This window comes from Leucobacter sp. UT-8R-CII-1-4, assembly GCF_030010235.1.
GTDB lineage: Bacteria > Actinomycetota > Actinomycetes > Actinomycetales > Microbacteriaceae > Leucobacter.
The window spans coordinates 264,233-281,808 of the sequence record NZ_JASCRS010000005.1 but is presented as its reverse complement, the minus strand read 5'-3'; the positions used below and the strand labels follow the sequence as shown (position 1 = coordinate 281,808).

Here is a 17,576-nt window from a genome sequence, read left to right as displayed (position 1 = left end):
CAGCTATGGCGGGTCGAATTAAGTCTTCAGACATTGAAGAAGTCAAGCGACGCACCAACCTGGCCGATCTCGTCGGCGAGCATGTCGCATTAAAAACCGGTGGTATCGATTCGATGAAGGGCTTGTGCCCTTTTCACGACGAACGCAGCCCGAGTTTTCACGTGCGGCCGAGCCTCGGCTATTACCACTGCTTTGGCTGCGGTGAATCTGGCGACGCCATTAGTTTTTTGCAGCGCATGGATCACCTCACCTTTACCGAGGCGGTTGAACGGCTAGCGGGTCGCCTGCACTACGTGTTGAGCTATGAAGAGGGCACCGAGCGGCGCGATGATGGCCCGAACCGGGCCCGGCTCTTTGCCGCGCACCAGGCCGCAAGTGAGTTTTACGTCGAGCAATTGCGCAGCGCCGAAGCGCAGACTGCGCGAGAGTTCTTGCAGCAGCGCGGTTTTGATGAGGCAGCCTGCGCAAAGTTTGGTGTTGGATACGCTCCGAAGGGGTGGGATGCGCTCACGAACCACCTCAAAGCTCAGGGCTATAACCCGAAAGAACTTGCTCAATCGGGTCTCGCGAGTGAGGGGCAGCGCGGTGTATATGATCGTTTCCGCGGCAGAATTGTCTGGCCAATTCGCGATACCAGCGGCCAGACAGTTGGTTTTGGCGCCCGCAAGCTTTACGAGGACGACAACGGACCGAAGTATCTGAACACCCCAGAAACGCCGATTTACCACAAGTCGCGCGTGCTCTACGGGCTTGACCTCGCCAAGCGGGCCATCTCAAAGGGCAAACGCGTGGTGGTCGTTGAAGGCTACACAGACGTCATGGCATGTCACCTGGCAGGCGAAGAAGCTGCTGTTGCGACCTGTGGCACGGCATTCGGCAAAGACCATATTTCGGTACTGCGCCGCGTGATGGGCGACGATTCTGCGGCCGAAGTGATCTTCACTTTTGACCCTGATGAAGCTGGTCAAAAGGCCGCGCTACGTGCCTTTAGCGATGAGAAGCTCTTCAGCGCACAAACCTATGTCGCTGTTGCCCCAGAGGGGCTTGACCCTGCCGACCTGCGCTTGCACCGCGGTGATCAGGCTGTGCGTGATTTGTTCACCACCAAGGTTCCACTATTTGAATTCGCATTGAGACAAGCAATCTCCCGCTTCAACTTGAACACAGTTGAGGGTCGGGTCTCCGCGCTTCGTGCTTCGGCACCGATCATTGCCGAGCTGAAAGATCAAGCTCTGAAACCCGGGTACACCAGAGAACTGGCGCGAATGCTTGGCATGGAGCTCGGCGAAGTGCAGCGGGCTGTGCGTGGATCAGCGAAGTCCTCACGAACGAGGCCGGGTGATCCTCGCGCACCTCAAGAACCTGGACAATACGGCAATCAGCAGCTCTCAGCCGAAGCGGAGCGGCCCCGGGCGACTCTCGCTTCACTGCCATCGACGCCAGGGGTTCGCCTTGAGCGCGACGCGCTGATGGCTATGATCCAGCAATCTGAAATGGTTGGCCCCGAGCTCATGGCTCAGGCGGTTACCGCTGAGGTCGGTGATCCAGCGTTGCGCGTAGTGCGCGATGCAATCGGCGCGTCGCTGGAAACTCTAGGTCAAGCTGGCTGGTTTGAACAGGTTATGTCAGAGGCCCCGGAGCCGTATCGTGAGCTCATTCGAGAGCTGGCTTTTGCTCCAATGCCGCAAAACAAGCCGGAACTGCTACCCGCTTATTCACGTGACGTGATCGCTTCACTGCTTGATCGTGATTTACTCTCACTAAAATCTGAACTTGTTTCGAGAATGCAGCGGATCGGTGACCCGAGCGACCCCGGATCAAGAAGAATTCAAGAGCAACTCGCCGCACTCGAATCGGCGCGCCGGAGTTTGCGCGCGGAATAGTGGCCTGGTGCGCGCTACCCTAAAGTATCCGCACCCAATAGGAGGCAAGTCGCATGATCGAGCCAGTCAGAGACGCTGACCCGGCAGTGACGGTATCGGATCTTTCGCTGATGTACCCCGCGCACGGGGGAGCGAAGGCCTTTAACGCCGTTGACGGCTTGAGCTTTGAACTCGGCAGGGGTCATGTGCTCGCGCTGCTTGGCGAGAGCGGATCTGGCAAATCAACCGTCGCTCGATTCTTGGCAGGCCACGGCAACGACGCTGGAGAGAAGCACGCGCGGATCAAAGTTGGCGGGGGAGACGCAACCGTGCTCGGACTGCCAATGCGCAGACTCAACCGCCGCGCCACTAACCGGCTCACTGCTCATGTTGGATTCTTGTCTCAGGATGCCGGCGCGACACTTACCCCGGAACTCAACGTCGGCGATATTTTGTTGCAGCCGATTTCGGAACGAACGAAAGACTTTGATCGCGAAGAGCTCGGTACTGTGATTGCCGAGATGATGGATATCGTTTCGCTTCCGCTGACCAAGCTCAAAGAGTACCCATACGAACTCTCAAAAGGCCAACGGCAGCGCATCGCAGTGATGAAGTCACTGATGCTCTCACCTTCGCTACTGGTCGCAGACGAACCAACGCTAGGCGTTGACGCGAACAACCGTCCTCGAATCGTTGAACTGCTCAAATGGTTCAAAGCGCGCACGAGTGCCAGCATGATCCTGGTGACTCATGACATTGGTTTGCTTGAAGCGCTTGTGCACGATGTTCTCGTGCTGCAACAGGGCCATCTGGTGGGTGCTGGAGACATTAATGAGATCTTCCGCAGAGCTGATCACGGGTATGTGCAACGACTAGCAACCGCACTTCGAGCGACGGCTTACGACGAGGTAGCCGAGGAGTAAATTCTATCGGCGAGTCGGATTTGCGTCAGCTTTCTGGAGCTTGCTAAGCTTAACGACGTTGCCCAGGCAATGATCCCCTGTAGCTCAGTTGGCAGAGCGCTTGACTGTTAATCAGGATGTCGCTGGTTCGAGCCCAGCCGGGGGAGCGAAACCCTCACAATGTGAGGGTTTTCGTAAATGATGAGGGAGTTCATTGAACTGCCGAATTGTGGGGATGTAGCTCAATGGTAGAGCCTCAGTCTTCCAAACTGATTACGCGGGTTCGATTCCCGTCATCCCCTCCAACAAACCCGGTTCGCTGAGCGAACCGGGTTTTTGTTTGGGACTCCGGGAATCCTCACGAACCCTTGTCCGAGGCCGGGACGGCCTCGGCGCAACGCGCACAAAGCCCAGAAATGGCCTTTGTTTTGAGCGCTTTACGCAATTCCCGTCATCCCCTCCAACAAACCCGGTTCGCTGAGCGAGCCGGGTTTTGCGCATTTGCTTTACCGGCGTACATAAACGCAGGATAGATGTATGAAAAATAACCTGAATCGTACTTCTGCTGCACTGATTGGTGCCGTTGCACTCGTGTTCTCGCTCGCTGCCTGCAGTCCATCAGGCCCAGAAACCCTCAAAGAAGATTCGGTCGCAGAGACCACCGAATCGCAGGCTCCACAGAATGGTTCTGAGTACCCCGCACAGGTGCGTGACAACTTCGTTTCTTCGTGTTCATCACAAGCTGGCGCCAGCGAAGAGCTATGTGGCAAGTGCTTCGAAGTGGTCACAGAAACATTCACCTTCGAAGAATTCATGGCGCTTGAGACCGCGATTGCTAGCGGCACGGCAACCGAAGAAGACAACGCAAAGCTCACTGCCGTGCTTGACAAGTGTGTTGCCTAACCATCACCACTTTCGCCCTATGGCGGTGAACTGATCCTGCGCAGCCCTAACCGGCTGCTGGAGCGCCGGTGATTGTTTCTAACAACCCGGCGCTCCCGTCTTTCCCAGGCCGATGGCTGGATAATTGACAGCATGCGAATACTGGTGATTGGTGCAAGCTCCGGGCTTGGTAAAGCCTTCGTCGAGGGTTTGACAGCATCCGGACACGAAGTAATCGGAGTGTCGAGGTCGGTACCTGTCTGGTGTAACGGGCGCTGGATCGCGGTCGATTTTAGTGAGCCAAAGGTCGCGGTAGCCGCACTCGAAGATGCTCTGCCGGGGCCACTTGACGTGCTTATCTGGAATCTTGGGATATGGGAACCCACAGCGTTTAGCGACGAATATCGTTTTGAAGAGCAAGACGACAGTGCGGTCGAGGAAATGCTCGCCGTAAACGTAACAGGACTGATCGTCGCGGCCAAAGCCATTGTGCCGAAGCTGCTTGGAAGTGGCGCGCCAAAAGTCATCATCACCGGATCAACTTCAGGGCTGCCCCGTAGCGGCCGGCCTGAAGTGACCTTCGGCGCCACAAAGGCCGCTCTCAACGGTGTCGCAGATGCGCTTCGCGAGGGCTACCGCGATCAGCGATTGGCTGTCACCGTGCTGCAGTTGGGCAACCTTAATACCGAAGATGCCCTCGACACCCCAAGAGTGACCGCGGCGGCGCGCGGTGAGGGCGAATTGATCCCTCTGCACGACGTTGTCGACGTGGTGAAGGTGCTGCTCGAAAACTCGTCTTCATCGTTTGTTCGCGAACTGATCATGCCCGCGATTGCCGATAAACGCTTTTGAGAACTTTGGCTTAAACATTGACGAATCGCCGTAAGAACGCGCTCAGTTTGAAACCTGGAGCGATCTACCTGTAATGTAATCCATGCAGAGAAACTCGCGGAGTTCGGCAGAAATTCCACCGGTGATTCACCTGGTGCCGAATGTTCCGCTAGACTTGCATGGTTGTTTGTTACCGGGGTATAGCTCAGCTTGGCTAGAGCGCCCGCTTTGGGAGCGGGAGGTCGCAGGTTCGAATCCTGTTACCCCGACCACGAACCTCTTTCGGTTTACAACAACACTGAGTCCTACTGCACAAAGAGATATTGAGAGGCCAAATTGCCTAAGACAAATGCAGAGAAGCTGAATCCGACTCGGGTAAAGCTCACGGTCGATATCACAATCGCTGATCTCGAGCCATTCCTCAAGCAGGCTTACAAGACGATCTCTGAGCAGGTCTCGATCCCTGGCTTCCGCAAGGGTCACGTGCCAGCACCGATCATCGATCAGCGCGTTGGCCGTCAGGCAGTTATCGAGCAGGCAGTCAACGACTCGCTCGATTCTTTCTTCCAGGCAGCGCTCACCGAGACCGACACTCAGCCAATGGGTCGTCCAACTGCTGACGTTGCCAAGTGGCTTGACCTTAAAGACGAGAAGAGCGTCATGACGCTTGTCTTCGAGGTAGAGGCTCGCCCAGAGTTCAAGCTTCCTAAGTACGAGGGCCTCAAGATCGAGGTCGACAACGCTGAGGTAGGCGACGACGCTGTTGAGCAGGAACTTACCAAGCTGCGTGAGCGCTTCGGTAACCTGAACACCGTTGAACGCCCAGCTAAGACCGGCGACTTTGTTGAGCTCGACCTCGTTGCTCGCATCGACGGTAACGACGTTGACCAGGCGAACGGCGTTTCGTACGAGGTCGGCGCAGGCAACATGCTTGTTGGCCTTGACGAAGCAGTTGAGACTCTCACTGCAGGCGAGACCACCACCTTTACCTCTCAGCTGCTCGGCGGCGAGTACGAAGGCCAGGACGCAGAGGTCGAGGTTTCGATCACCGCTGTTAAGGAGCGCGAGCTCGCTACGGCAGATGACGACTTCGCGCAGCTCGCTAGCGAGTTCGACACTATTGCAGAACTCCGCGAGAGCCTCGGCGAGCAGGTCGCACAGGCTTCGGTCTTTGCACAGGGCCGCCAGGCGCGTGACCTGTTCACCGACACCCTCATCGAGAAGGCTGGCATCCCTGTCAGCGAGGAGCTCGTTGAAGAAGAAGTTCACCGTCACCTCGAGGGCGAAGGTCGCCTTGAAGACGATGAGCACCGCGCAGAGGTTCGTGAGCAGACCGAGAAGCAGATCGCTCTGCAGCTCCTGCTCGACGCAATCGTTGAGGCTGAGAACATCACCCCAACCCAGAACGAGCTCTCGCAGTACATCTTCCAGTCGGCTCAGCAGTACGGCATGGACCCATCGCAGTTCCTCCAGGCAATCAGCCAGGGCAACCAGATGGGCATGATCCTCGGCGAGGTGACCCGTAACAAGGCACTCGCAGTTGCTCTGTCGAAGGCAAAGGTTGTCGACAAGAACGGCAAGGCAGTTGACCTCAGCGAATTCACCGCTGTTGATGACGAAGAAGTTGCCGAGGTAGTCAACGAGGCTGAGGAGATCGTCGAGGAGGCCGCAGAGGCAACCGAGGCTGCTCCAGCCAAGAAGGCACCTGCGAAGAAGGCTCCTGCGAAGAAGCCAGCAGCGAAGAAGGCTGATGCAGACGAGAAGGCTCCTGCAAAGAAGCCTGCTGCGAAGAAGCCAGCCGCTAAGAAGCCAGCAAAGAAGGACGAAGAGAAGTAATTCCTTCACTTTCTTTGAAAAGAACCCCCGCCAAGTTTTTGGTGGGGGTTCTTTGTTTGTTCGCACTAGAACGCCTAGGGCGAACAGGCACGCGCGAGGGCCGCGAAATCGGTAGCCTCATATCAGGCACGAATTGAAGGAGTGCAGCTATGGCTGAACAGATGGCGCCGAACAGCGTGTTCGAGCGACTGCTCAAGGATCGCATCATTTGGCTTGGGTCGGAAGTGCGAGATGAAAATGCGAACGAGATCTGCGCAAAGATCTTGTTGCTCGCTGCCGAGGATCCCGAGGCAGATATTTACCTCTACATTAACTCGCCCGGTGGTTCGATTACCGCAGGCATGGCTATCTACGACACGATGAGCTTCGTGCCGAACGATATCGTGACCGTGGGTATTGGTATGGCTGCTTCGATGGGCCAGTTCCTGTTGACCGCTGGTACCAAGGGCAAGCGTTACATCACGCCAAACGCTCGCGTGCTGCTGCACCAGCCACACGGTGGCTTTGGCGGCACCGCAAGCGATATTCAGACTCAGGCGCAACTCATTACCTCGATGAAGAACCGTCTTGCTGAGATTACGGCTGCGCAGACCGGCAAGACCGTAGAACAGATTAATGCCGACGGCGATCGTGACCGTTGGTTCAGTGCCGATGAGGCACTTGAGTACGGTTTCGTTGACTTCATTCGCGACTCGGCTAGCGACGTCGTCGGTGGCGGCGGAACCAAGAAGTAAGACGGCACAGGAGACCTTTGATGCAAAATACCCAGCCCCAGGCAGGCGTCTCACCACTGATGATGCCGAACTCGCGCTACATCCTCCCGCAGTTTGAGGAGCGCACCGCATACGGCACTCGCTTTACCGATCCGTACGCCAAGCTTTTCGAAGACCGTATTATTTTCCTCGGTGTGCAGGTAGATGACACCTCGGCCGATGACATCATGGCGCAGTTGCTCGTGCTCGAAAGCAAGGACACTGAGCGCGACATCATTATGTACATCAACTCGCCAGGTGGATCATTCACCGCAATGACGGCGATCTACGACACCATGCAGTACATCAAGCCGCACATTCAGACTGTGTGCCTCGGCCAGGCGGCTTCTGCAGCTGCTGTGCTCCTCGCCGGCGGTACCCCAGGCAAGCGCCTGGCTCTGCCAAATGCGCGCGTGCTGATTCACCAGCCCTCAACGGGGCAGGGCGGTCACGGCCAGGCAAGCGATATCGAGATTCAGGCCCGCGAAATCATGCGTATGCGTGAGTGGCTTGAGTCAACGCTTTCGAAGCATTCAAAGCGTTCGGTTGAGCAGGTTCACAACGACATTGATCGCGACAAGATCCTGAACGCCAACGAGGCGCTCGAATACGGTCTGATCGATCAGGTGCTCACCAGCCGCAAGAACCCACAGCCAGTAATTGGTCAGTAGCTTCGGCTAGATTCACTGTTATGGACGCAGGCACGTCGTTCTTCCGAGAGCGGCGTGCCTGAATCCTGAATGTCGGTGGCTGGGGCTAGGCTCGGGTCAACCGGAAACGTACGAGATCAACGAGGGGCGCACATGGCGAAGATCGAGAGCAGCGAGTTGCTCAAGTGCTCGTTCTGCGGTAAATCCCAGAAGCAGGTTCAGCAGCTTATCGCTGGCCCGCAGATCTATATCTGCGATGAATGCGTTGGGCTTTGCAACGAGATCATTGAAGAGCGCCTTGCCGAGCACTCTGCAACTGAGCAGAGTGAGTTCACACTGCACAAGCCTCGCGAAATCTCAGATTTTCTTGATCAGTACGTGATCGGTCAAGATCGTGCAAAACAATCACTCGCGGTCGCCGTCTACAACCACTACAAGCGAGTTCGCGCCGCAAAATCAATTACGAGTGCTGAGTCAATCTCTGAACAGGTTGAGATTGCAAAGTCCAACATCTTGCTTCTGGGTCCAACGGGCTGTGGCAAGACCTATCTCGCACAGTCGCTCGCGCGTCAATTGAATGTTCCGTTTGCTGTAGCCGATGCCACCGCGCTTACCGAGGCCGGCTACGTAGGCGAAGACGTTGAGAATATTCTTCTCAAGTTGCTGCAGGCCGCCGACTACGATGTTGCGCGTGCAGAAATGGGCATTATCTATATCGATGAGGTCGATAAGATCACGCGCAAGGCTGAGAACCCCTCGATCACTCGAGATGTCTCGGGCGAGGGCGTACAGCAGGCGCTCCTAAAGATTCTTGAAGGCACCGTCGCCTCGATCCCACCGCAGGGCGGGCGCAAGCACCCAAACCAAGAATTTATTCAGCTTGACACCACGAACGTTCTCTTTATTGTGGCGGGTGCCTTTGCCGGCCTTGAGGAAATCATTGGCTCGCGCCTTGGCAAGGGCGGTATTGGCTTCGGAGCTCCGGTTGAGAGTAAACGAAACGAAGCAGAACTGCTTTCCCAGGTGCAACCCGAAGATCTGCATAAGTTCGGCTTGATCCCAGAGTTTATTGGTCGCCTTCCTGTGGTGGCCACCGTCGAGCCACTCGATGTCGAAGCGCTCGTGCGTATTCTTTCAGAACCCAAGAATGCTCTCGTAAAGCAATATCAACGTATGTTTGAGCTCGACGGTGTGAGTCTAGAGTTTGAACTCGCGTCACTTGAAGCGATTGCTGAACTTGCAGTAGCGAGAAAGACCGGCGCCCGCGGTCTTCGAGCGATTCTCGAAGACGTGCTTGGTCCGGTGATGTTTGATGTTCCGTCAAACACTGAGGTGACGAAGGTCATCGTGACCAGAGAAGCTGTTCTCGGTGAAGCAGCACCGCGTGTGCTCAGTGCGGCCGGGGGAGCAGAGCGTAGCGCCTAGGCCGCCTAGAACATCCGGCTGACGTCGTAGCTCAATAGCACGCTGCCGTCGGCGTTTGGAATGGTCATCGCCTGCACCGTGAGTGGGCCTTGGCTCAGCGTCGCTGCAACACCGCCCTCTGAAGTTTCTGTCTCGTCTGCCACGGCGAATGCGTTCAGCTCAATGATCGAAGACCAGAGTGCATCTCCAGTTGCGGTGTCCGTGGTTTTCAGCACCACAAACCACTGCTCGGAATTGCGTTCGCCTGCATTGTAGATAGTTGCGTCTGTTGGCAGCTTAAAGAACTCGCTTGGGAATGACTCTGGCAGCGTCGCTGTGAGCTCGGTGCCTGCGGTATCGTCCGTGGCCCACTCTGTTTCGGGGCTCGTAGTTTCAGCTTCCTTATCTACAGACCCAGCAACAGGCTCGGGCGCACAAGCAGCAGTGCCAAACACGAGCATCAGCGCAGCAATAGGAAGGACGACACCACGAACAAACTTTTGTGTGGTGTCGCTTGAATTGTGTGCAGTCATGAGTGCCCCTAGCAGTCTGTAGTCACTGAGCTTCTGAGGTTACAGCAGCCAATCATCGTCATCATCTTCGCCACTCAGCGTTTGCAGCTGACTTGAAGAAACGTCTCCGGTGGCGGTGAGCGTCACCAGCGCCAGGTCATCGAGCTCACATCGCGGTCTTCCCTCAAGCCAGGTGAGAGTCCAAGATGCTGCTGAAGGGTGCGCCAGTTCTGCCTCGGCAATTGCCTGATGCAGAGAAGGGGGCACGCTTCGATGCGGTGGATCGCCCACTCGCCAACGTGCCCCCAACTGCATTGCAGCCTCTTAACCTTCGGTCTCTGCCTGCGCGAGAACGATTTCGCTCACGGTGACCGCTGCGACGTCGGCTGCTTCGATTCGCAGTTCAGTAATACGACCGACACCTGCGAGGTCCTCCGCAGCAAGACGCAGGCGAGCTGCATCTACTTCGGGGGCCTGTACAACGGCAAGCTCGACCTGGGTCTTTTGCGACGCTTTGGCGGCTGTCTTTGCGCCGCGAACGCCGATCAGAGCACCGCCCATAAGTGAGAGCAGGCCAAGATCAGCTTCTTCGCCAGCAACTGCGATCAGCTCCGCAGAAGTAGGCCATTGTGCCTGGTGCACCGAGCCCTCGGCAAACCATGACCACACCTCCTCAGTTGCGTATGGAATGAACGGTGCGAGCAGTCGAACGAACACCGAGAGAGCTTCACGAAGCGCAGCAACGGCCGATGCCTGCGGCTGGCCCTCGCCGCTGTGCGCGCGTTCCTTAACCAGTTCGAGGTAGTCGTCGCAGAAGGTCCAGAAGAAGCTTTCGGTGAGCTCCAGCGCACGTGCGTGGTCGTAAGCCTCAAACGCGCGAGTCGCGTCGTCCACAACCTTTGCCAGACTTGCAAGCATCGAACGATCGAGCGCTTCAGTAACTCCGCCACCGACTCCGCTCGCGTCGAAACCGAGCGTGAACTTTGCAGCGTTCAGCAGCTTGATCGCCAGACGGCGACCGATCTTGATCTGCGTCGGGTTCTGCGGATCGAACGAGGCGTCGGTGCCGAGCTTTGCAGAAGCGGCCCAATAGCGAACCGCGTCGCTGCCGTGCTGCTGCAGCATACCAGCAGGCGTTACCACGTTGCCCTTCGACTTCGACATCTTCTTGCGGTCTGGATCAAGGATCCAGCCCGAGATGCCTGCGTGACGCCAAGGCAGTGTGCCCGATTCAAGCTCACTGCGCAGCAGCGTAGAGAACAGCCAAGTGCGAATGATGTCCTGGCCCTGAGGGCGCAGATCAAATGGGAAGACCAGATCGTAGAGTTCCTGATCGCGCTCCCAGCCGCCTGCGAGCTGCGGGGTCAGAGATGAGGTGGCCCAGGTATCCATCACGTCTACCTCGCCCTGGAATCCTCCAGCAACCCCGCGCTGATCTTCCGTGAAGCCAGCTGGCACATCACTTGATGGGTCAACGGGCAGTTGAGACAGCTCAGGCATGATCGGCTGATCAAAGACCGGGTTTCCGTCGGCATCAAGCGGGTACCAGACAGGAATTGGCACACCAAAGAAACGCTGGCGAGAAATCAACCAGTCGCCGGAGAGTCCTTCGACCCAGTTTTCGTAGCGAACCCGCATGAAGTCAGGGTGCCATTCGAGTTCCTTGCCGTGTGCAAGCAGGCGCTCACGGAGGGCTTCGTCACGCGCACCGTTCTTGATGTACCACTGGCGGGTCGACACGATCTCGAGTGGCTTGTCGCCCTTCTCGAAGAATTTCACCGGGTGAGTGATCTTTCGGATCTCACCCTGAAGTTCGCCGCTTGCCTGCAGCATCTCAACCATGACCTGCTTCGCGCTGAAAACGGTCTTCCCAGCAATCTGGGCGAATGCTTCGAGGCCCGCCTCGGTGCTGATCGCTTCCGGCGCTTCCGAGACAATACGGCCGTCAAAACCGAGAATTGCACGGTTGGGCAGGTTGAGCTCGCGCCACCAGATCACGTCGGTGACGTCACCGAAGGTGCAAATCATCGCGATGCCGGTGCCCTTGTCTTGCTGGGCCAGGTGGTGCGCAACAATTGGAACCTCGACACCGAAGATTGGGGTGCGAACGGTGCTGCCAAAGAGCGGCTTGTACCGTTCGTCGTCAGGATGTGCAACCAGTGCCACGCAGGCAGCAAGAAGTTCGGGACGGGTGGTGTCGATGACGATGTCGCCTGCACCATCGGTGCGATGGAACGCGAGCGCATGGTAGGCGCTTGGCTGATCACGATCTTCGAGCTCAGCCTGCGCAACAGCGGTGCGGAAGGTCACGTCCCACAGGGTTGGCGCCTGAGCCTGGTAAGCCTCACCGCGCTCAACGTTACGAATAAACGCGAGCTGCGATGCCCGCAGCGACTCCTGGCCAATTGTGCGGTAGCTCTGTGCCCAGTCAACTGAAAGGCCGAGGGTGCGCCAGAGGTCTTCAAACTGCTTTTCGTCTTCGACGGTGAGACGTTCGCAGAGCTCAATAAAGTTGCGGCGTGAAATCGGCTGCTGATCCGCTGCCTTGATGCTCTTGCCGTCACCGCCCTCGTGCGGTGGTACGAAACCGTCAACGTAGGGGAGCGATGGATCACAGCGCACACCGTAGTAGTTCTGCACGCGACGCTCAGTGGGCAGTCCGTTGTCGTCCCAACCCATTGGGTAGAACACTCGCTTGCCGCGCATCCGCTGGAATCGCGCAACAGTATCCGTGTGCGTATAGCTGAACACGTGGCCGACATGGAGCGAACCTGAAGCGGTTGGTGGCGGGGTATCGATGCTGTAGACGGCGTCGCGGTCAGCGCCCTCGCGCTCAAAGCGATATGTGCCCTGTGCTTCCCAAATTGCCCCCCACTTTTCTTCGAGACCCTCGAGTTGTGGCTTGTCTGGGATCGCACTCATGTCTGGTCTCCGATTTCGATATGGGCGGCACCGAGTGATCGACCGCTGAAATGTGCGCGGTCTTGGTGCCTAATGGTGGTTTCAACAATCTTAGCCGGTAGCTACTCAAAAATGGCTCAAGCCCTACCCTGTCGCAAGTCGCGGTGACACAATGAGAACCCAGTGAGACAGTTCGGTCTCGCCCAAACACACTCGAACTTCGAGGCGAGGTCGCCATGAAAAAACATCTTGCTCAATCAGCGGTCTTGATAACTGCTGCGCTTCTTTTGATCGGCTGCGGTGCAGAAAGCCCCGAAGCACCAGTTGAGACCACACCGCCGGCTGCGGTCAGCGATTCGGTAACACAGGGTGTACCCGAGGGGTGGGAAGATCGCATCGACAACGACAAGCTCGGCGAACAGATTTTGACCGGATGGATCGACGAAGGTAAAACTTTTGCCGTTGTGACCTGGGGCAGCAGCACCTGCGTGCCGGTCGCTGACTCTCTTGAGGCGAGGTCAGATACCAGCCTGCTGCTGACTTTCAAGGCTTCACCAAATGAGGTCTGCACAGCAGATATGTCTCCAGCCACGCACACCTTTACATTGCCGTCAGAAGTCTCAAAGCGTCCTGTCGAATTGACGGTTGTGCTTACTGAAACAGGTCAAAGCGACGTTTCGGAGTTGAGCTAGCCAGGCATTCACCCTTGACGGGTAGAGTGAAACGCGTGAGCGCGCAAATGAACGGTGACGGCACCGAAGGTTCTCAGTCAGTAGTACGTACGGGTCTTGGGGTGATCGCGATCGCCGTGATACTCGATGTGTTCTTCGTGCTGGTTTTTGCTTCGAGCGGACGCTCGCAGCACGGCGAGGTTTCGTCGATTGAAGGCACCTTTGCGACAGCTTGGCCGTTCTTACTGGCGCTTCTGCTCTCTTGGGTGTTGAGCTTTGCTTGGCGTCGCCCCTTCGCGATGTTGCGAAGCGGTCTGCCAATCTGGCTCGGCACTGTCGCCCTCGGCATGCTCTTCCGGGTGTGGTTTACGACCGGTGGGGCGCCATTGCCGTTCGTTTTGGTCGCTACCGGAACACTCGGCGTAAGCCTGATTGGCTGGCGCGCAATTGCCGCACTGATCAAGGTCCTGCGTTCGCGCCGCAAGCAGGCATAAGACGGCAAAAGGGTGGGCGATCCTCGTTACCTTTATATAAACGAGGATCGCCCACCCGAACCGTGCTAGCTGGCGATCAGCGTCGGGAACGCTTCTGGGTGTTCCTTGATCCACGCAGAAACCGCACCGGCTGGATCGCCGTCGTATTCGTCTCCGGTCACCATCGACTCAAGCGAACCGTAGGCTGCGTCATCGAGTTTGATGCCGGCAATCAGCTCAGCAATATCTGGGTACTGCTCTGATAGGCCCTTCTTCCCGAGGAAGTGGAGGCCCTCTGCGTCACCCATAGCGCCGAGTGGGTCCTTCAGATCCTTGACGTCGTAGGCGTCGTACGCCCAGAACGGACGCCAGAGGGTGACCACAATGTCTTCCTTTTTATCGATTGCGTTGCCAAGCTCCGTGAGCATGGTCGCGGTCGACGAGGTAAGCAGTGAGTATTTGTCGGTCAGGCCGTATGCCGGCATCATCTCGTTCTCGGTAACGCCGGTGAGTCCCGCACCTGGCTCGATACCAACGATTTCGCCACCGAACTTGTCGGCATTTGCCGCAAGCTGATCGATCGAATCGATATCGGTGTAGCTCGGTACCGCGATGGTGAGCTTCGCGTTGTCGTAGTACGCCCCGAGATCTTCGAGATCATCGCCAAACTGTTCCATGTATTCAGCGTGAGTTACCTCAGGCCAAGCCGAAGGATAGATGTCGATGTCACCCTGCGACAGGCCGGCATACAGCACACCAGCCTCGGTGAGTTCTTCCATTTCGACGTTGTAGCCAAGCTGTGTGAGCTGATTCTCCAACAGGTAGGCGGTGCTCAGGCCGTCGGTCCAAGACGGAATGTACCCGAGGGTGATGGTGTCGCCTGAGCCGCCCGTGCCGCTATCACCGCCGGTAGCTCCGGACTGGCAGCCAGCCAGCGCGATGCTCGCGGCGGCTCCAAGGGCGAGCACTCCGGTGAGTCCTAGCTTCTTCATGGTGTTTCCTTTCGTTCAGCTTGCGCTGTGATTGGGGACAAGTGTGGGGTCGGCCACTCTTACTTGGCCTTGATCTGCTTGCGACGTTTGGCAAGCAGAGAGTTTGGGTGTTCGTTCGGGTTGCCAAGCGCAGCCGTCACGCGATCAAGGAAGATCGCGATCACAACGATGGCAAGACCTGCTTCGACGCCGAGCCCCACCTTTGCGGTGGAGACAGCTGTGACGACGTCTTTACCGAGGCCGTTCGCGCCGACGATTCCGGCGAGCACAACCATCGAGAGCGAAAGCATGATGACCTGATTGATGCCTGCCATAATCGTTGGCATCGCAAGTGGCAGCTGGATCCCTCGCAAAATCTGGCCCGGAGTGGCGCCAAAGGCGTAGCCAGCTTCGACTGTTTCGGAATCGACACCGCGAATGCCGAGCTCGGTGAAACGAACTCCCGGTGGCATCGCAAATATGATCGTCGCGAAGACTCCGGGTGCAAAGCCGATGCTGAAGAAGAGCACTGCTGGAACAAGCCAGACGAAGGCGGGCATTGTTTGCATGAAGTCGAGTACGGGTTTGATGAAAGCACTAAAGCGGTCGTTTCGTGCCGCGAGAATACCAAGGGGAACGGCGATTACAACCGACACGAACGTTGCAATCAGCACCAAACTGAGCGTCTGCATCGCGTGATGCCATAGCCCCATGCTCACAATGAGCAAGAAGCCAAGTACGGTACCGATAGCGAGTTTCCAGGAGCGCACGAGCCAGCCGATAAAAGCAAACACCAGAATGAGGGCTGGGTAAGGCACTGCCATGAGTAGATCGACGAGTCCCTCGACAGATCCCTTAAAGATCATGCTGAAGAAATCAAGCAACCATTCAAACGTTACGCGGAACCAATCAAGCGCGACCTTGACCCAGTCGCCAAGGGGGATGCGGGGGAGTTCGGGGTTCATGCTTACGCTCCCTTCTGAGGATCGGCCGGAGTATTGTTCACGCTTGTTTCGCTGGATCGCACGCTCTCCAGCGCCGCGGTGATTGTGGCCGCCGGAACATCAGGGGTTGGTTCGATGATTGGTATCTCCGTTGTTGTGGCAGGCAAATCGGCTAGGGCTGCGAGCAGTGTGACTCGGGGCACCACGCCGATGAGGCGATCTTGTTCATCGGTCACCGCGACGGGGAGGTGGCTTTCGACAGCAAGCTCAAAGAGTTCGGCGATGATCTGGTCTTTGGTAACCGTGCCCGGTGCTGGCCGCAGGCGTTCGGTGAGGTCTGTGCTGCCCTCACGCACTTGTCGGAGCACGTCTCGGTCACGTACAACTCCGAGAAGTTTGCGGTTCGCGGTCGTCACGAAGCACGCAGAGGTCTGCTGGTCGCGCATCAGGCGAAGTGCCGTGCGCGGACCTGCCGAGGCAAACACGACTGCGTGTGGGGGTTCCATGACATCGGCCGCGGTGAGCACTCGGGCGCGATCGACGTCTTGCACAAACTGTGAAACGTAATCGTTCGCTGGATCAGTCAAAATCTCATTCGGTGTACCGATCTGCACGATACGACCGTCGCGCATCACCGCGATTCGGTCGCCAAGAAACATCGCCTCGTTCAAATCGTGGGTAATAAAGACGATGGTTTTACCGAGCTCCTGCTGCAATTCGATGAGTTGCTCTTGCATCTCTCGGCGAATCAATGGGTCGAGGGCTGAGAATGCCTCGTCCATAAGTAGGATCTCGGTGTCGGCAGCGAGTGCACGGGCGATGCCGACTCGCTGCTGCATGCCTCCGGAGAGTTCTTCTGGCAGGCTGTGCTGCCAGCCTTCAAGGCCAACTCTGCCGAGCCAGTAGCTGGCGCGTTCAATCCGCTCCTCGCGCGAGACACCCTGCAGTTCGAGCCCGTAGGCTACGTTTTCAAGCACCGTTCGGTGCGGTAGGAGTGCGAAGTGTTGAAAGACCATCGACATTCTGCCGCGGCGCAACTCGCGCAGCTCTTTGGCGTCACGGCCGACTACTTCTTCGCCGAATACGGTGATTGATCCGCTCGTTGTGGAATTGAGGCCGTTGAGCATGCGGATCAGTGTTGACTTTCCTGATCCCGAGAGCCCCATGACCACAAAAATCTCGCCGGGGCGAACGTCAAAGCTTGCGTCGATGACGGCAGCTGTTCCGAGTGCCTTTACGTCTTCTCTGCTTGCTCCGGCTTGCAGACGGCTCACTGCCTCTTTGGGACGTTTGCCAAATACTTTGTATGCGGCTTTTACGGATACAGCGGGCTGTGCCTGCTGTGGTTGCTCAGCAGACGCGTTGGGTTGAGCCGTGGGTATGCTCACGCTTTACTCCTCAGGATGTGATGAAAAACGGCAGGCTAAAGCCGTGCCTCGGTGGGCGTAGGGCAAAATGGCGCCGTTCACCGGGTGGCCTCTCAAAAGGCCAGATTTTGTATTGCGGACACGGTGTGCACGTGATTGGCCGATCCGGTCGGGCTGTCGTATCTCGACGCCGCATTTTGATCGCAACAATCAACGCGCGAACTGCTCACCGCGTTCAACGCTGTCATCGAGGCTAACAAGCTATTGACCAAAAGATCAAGAGCACTGCGCGCTATTTTGGCTCACGTTGTTCCAATATATGCACGCTGATCAGGGTTTATATTGAGAGCCCATTGTTACCCAGTCGTTATATAGTGCGCCTGATGAGCTATCTCAGGTTGAATGCCGTAAGCTTGTCGGAAAGACATTGAGCCGGCTATCACCGGGGAGTTCTCGGAAGAACAGTGCACGACACCCTCGCGGAAGAGCGCACCAAGTAGAACCGAGCGGGTCGGCCCGTCACAGCCAAATGAAGAGGCCACGGCACTGTGGCAAGCGGGGTGGTACCGCGGGTGGGAGATAGTCTCTCCTCTCGTCCCGGCAGAACGTACGATTCGA

16 protein-coding genes and 3 tRNA genes are annotated in these 17,576 nt (G+C 57.1%); 13 read left to right on the top strand and 6 right to left on the bottom strand.

The features are described 5' to 3' along the window. Nucleotides 1-5 precede the first annotated feature (5 nt). The 11 genes from dnaG (at nt 6) to clpX (ending at nt 9,140) form a co-directional block, all read left to right on the top strand. A complete protein-coding gene (gene dnaG, locus QBL02_RS12865) occupies nt 6-1,883 on the top strand; it encodes a DNA primase (protein ID WP_282726826.1) in 1,878 nt (625 codons plus the stop codon). A gap of 53 nt (nt 1,884-1,936) precedes the next feature. After that, complete coding sequence (locus QBL02_RS12860; protein ID WP_282726825.1) at nt 1,937-2,785, top strand: ATP-binding cassette domain-containing protein; 849 nt, start codon at nt 1,937-1,939, stop codon at nt 2,783-2,785. A 73-nt stretch (nt 2,786-2,858) separates the two neighbouring features. Further along, a tRNA-Asn gene (locus tag QBL02_RS12855) sits at nt 2,859-2,931 on the top strand. A gap of 64 nt (nt 2,932-2,995) precedes the next feature. Continuing rightward, nucleotides 2,996-3,069: transfer RNA gene (locus QBL02_RS12850), tRNA-Gly, on the top strand. A gap of 232 nt (nt 3,070-3,301) precedes the next feature. Further along, on the top strand, nt 3,302-3,667 hold the full coding sequence (locus QBL02_RS12845; protein WP_282726824.1) for a hypothetical protein: 366 nt from the start codon (nt 3,302-3,304) through the stop codon (nt 3,665-3,667). A 132-nt stretch (nt 3,668-3,799) separates the two neighbouring features. After that, on the top strand, nt 3,800-4,498 hold the full coding sequence (locus QBL02_RS12840; RefSeq protein WP_282726823.1) for an SDR family NAD(P)-dependent oxidoreductase: 699 nt from the start codon (nt 3,800-3,802) through the stop codon (nt 4,496-4,498). Between the two features lie 173 nt (nt 4,499-4,671). Then, nucleotides 4,672-4,749, top strand: a tRNA-Pro gene (locus QBL02_RS12835). Nucleotides 4,750-4,813: 64 nt separating this feature from the next. Beyond that, complete coding sequence (gene tig, locus QBL02_RS12830; protein ID WP_282726822.1) at nt 4,814-6,313, top strand: trigger factor; 1,500 nt, start codon at nt 4,814-4,816, stop codon at nt 6,311-6,313. A 149-nt stretch (nt 6,314-6,462) separates the two neighbouring features. After that, nucleotides 6,463-7,047 (top strand): ATP-dependent Clp protease proteolytic subunit, encoded by a 585-nt coding sequence (locus tag QBL02_RS12825; RefSeq protein WP_282726821.1) that lies wholly within the window; start codon nt 6,463-6,465, stop codon nt 7,045-7,047. Between the two features lie 20 nt (nt 7,048-7,067). Further along, nucleotides 7,068-7,736 (top strand): ATP-dependent Clp protease proteolytic subunit, encoded by a 669-nt coding sequence (locus QBL02_RS12820; RefSeq protein WP_282726820.1) that lies wholly within the window; start codon nt 7,068-7,070, stop codon nt 7,734-7,736. Between the two features lie 132 nt (nt 7,737-7,868). After that, the gene (gene clpX / locus QBL02_RS12815; protein WP_282726819.1) at nt 7,869-9,140 is read left to right on the top strand and encodes an ATP-dependent Clp protease ATP-binding subunit ClpX; all 1,272 of its coding nucleotides are present in this window, start codon (nt 7,869-7,871) and stop codon (nt 9,138-9,140) included. 5 nt (nt 9,141-9,145) lie between these two features. Here the strand turns inward: clpX and QBL02_RS12810 are convergent, their stop codons facing one another. Genes QBL02_RS12810 through valS form a run of 3 tightly spaced genes read right to left on the bottom strand, consistent with a single transcriptional unit; the run spans nt 9,146 to nt 12,553 of the window. Beyond that, nucleotides 9,146-9,652 carry a hypothetical protein gene (locus tag QBL02_RS12810; RefSeq protein WP_282726818.1) on the bottom strand — a complete coding sequence of 169 codons (507 nt, stop codon included), beginning with the start codon at nt 9,650-9,652 and terminating at the stop codon, nt 9,146-9,148. Between the two features lie 39 nt (nt 9,653-9,691). After that, nucleotides 9,692-9,946, bottom strand: a complete 255-nt coding sequence (locus tag QBL02_RS12805; protein ID WP_282726817.1) for a Fe-S oxidoreductase — start codon at nt 9,944-9,946, stop codon at nt 9,692-9,694. A 9-nt stretch (nt 9,947-9,955) separates the two neighbouring features. Continuing rightward, complete coding sequence (valS, locus tag QBL02_RS12800; protein ID WP_282726816.1) at nt 9,956-12,553, bottom strand: valine--tRNA ligase; 2,598 nt, start codon at nt 12,551-12,553, stop codon at nt 9,956-9,958. A gap of 215 nt (nt 12,554-12,768) precedes the next feature. Between valS and QBL02_RS12795 the strand changes: the two genes are divergently transcribed. Further along, a complete protein-coding gene (locus tag QBL02_RS12795) occupies nt 12,769-13,224 on the top strand; it encodes a hypothetical protein (RefSeq protein ID WP_282726815.1) in 456 nt (151 codons plus the stop codon). A gap of 35 nt (nt 13,225-13,259) precedes the next feature. After that, a complete protein-coding gene (locus QBL02_RS12790; RefSeq protein ID WP_282726814.1) occupies nt 13,260-13,697 on the top strand; it encodes a DUF3054 domain-containing protein in 438 nt (145 codons plus the stop codon). A gap of 65 nt (nt 13,698-13,762) precedes the next feature. Here QBL02_RS12790 and QBL02_RS12785 read toward each other — a convergent pair whose 3' ends face one another. Genes QBL02_RS12785 through QBL02_RS12775 form a run of 3 tightly spaced genes read right to left on the bottom strand, consistent with a single transcriptional unit; the run spans nt 13,763 to nt 16,979 of the window. Continuing rightward, nucleotides 13,763-14,668 carry a glycine betaine ABC transporter substrate-binding protein gene (locus QBL02_RS12785; protein WP_282726813.1) on the bottom strand — a complete coding sequence of 302 codons (906 nt, stop codon included), beginning with the start codon at nt 14,666-14,668 and terminating at the stop codon, nt 13,763-13,765. 59 nt (nt 14,669-14,727) lie between these two features. Further along, entirely contained in the window at nt 14,728-15,612 is an 885-nt protein-coding gene (locus tag QBL02_RS12780) for a proline/glycine betaine ABC transporter permease (protein WP_282726812.1), read from the bottom strand. Nucleotides 15,613-15,614: 2 nt separating this feature from the next. Further along, nucleotides 15,615-16,979: a glycine betaine/L-proline ABC transporter ATP-binding protein gene (locus QBL02_RS12775; RefSeq protein WP_282726811.1), complete on the bottom strand. Its 1,365-nt coding sequence runs from the start codon at nt 16,977-16,979 to the stop codon at nt 15,615-15,617. Between the last annotated feature and the right edge of the window lie 597 nt (nt 16,980-17,576).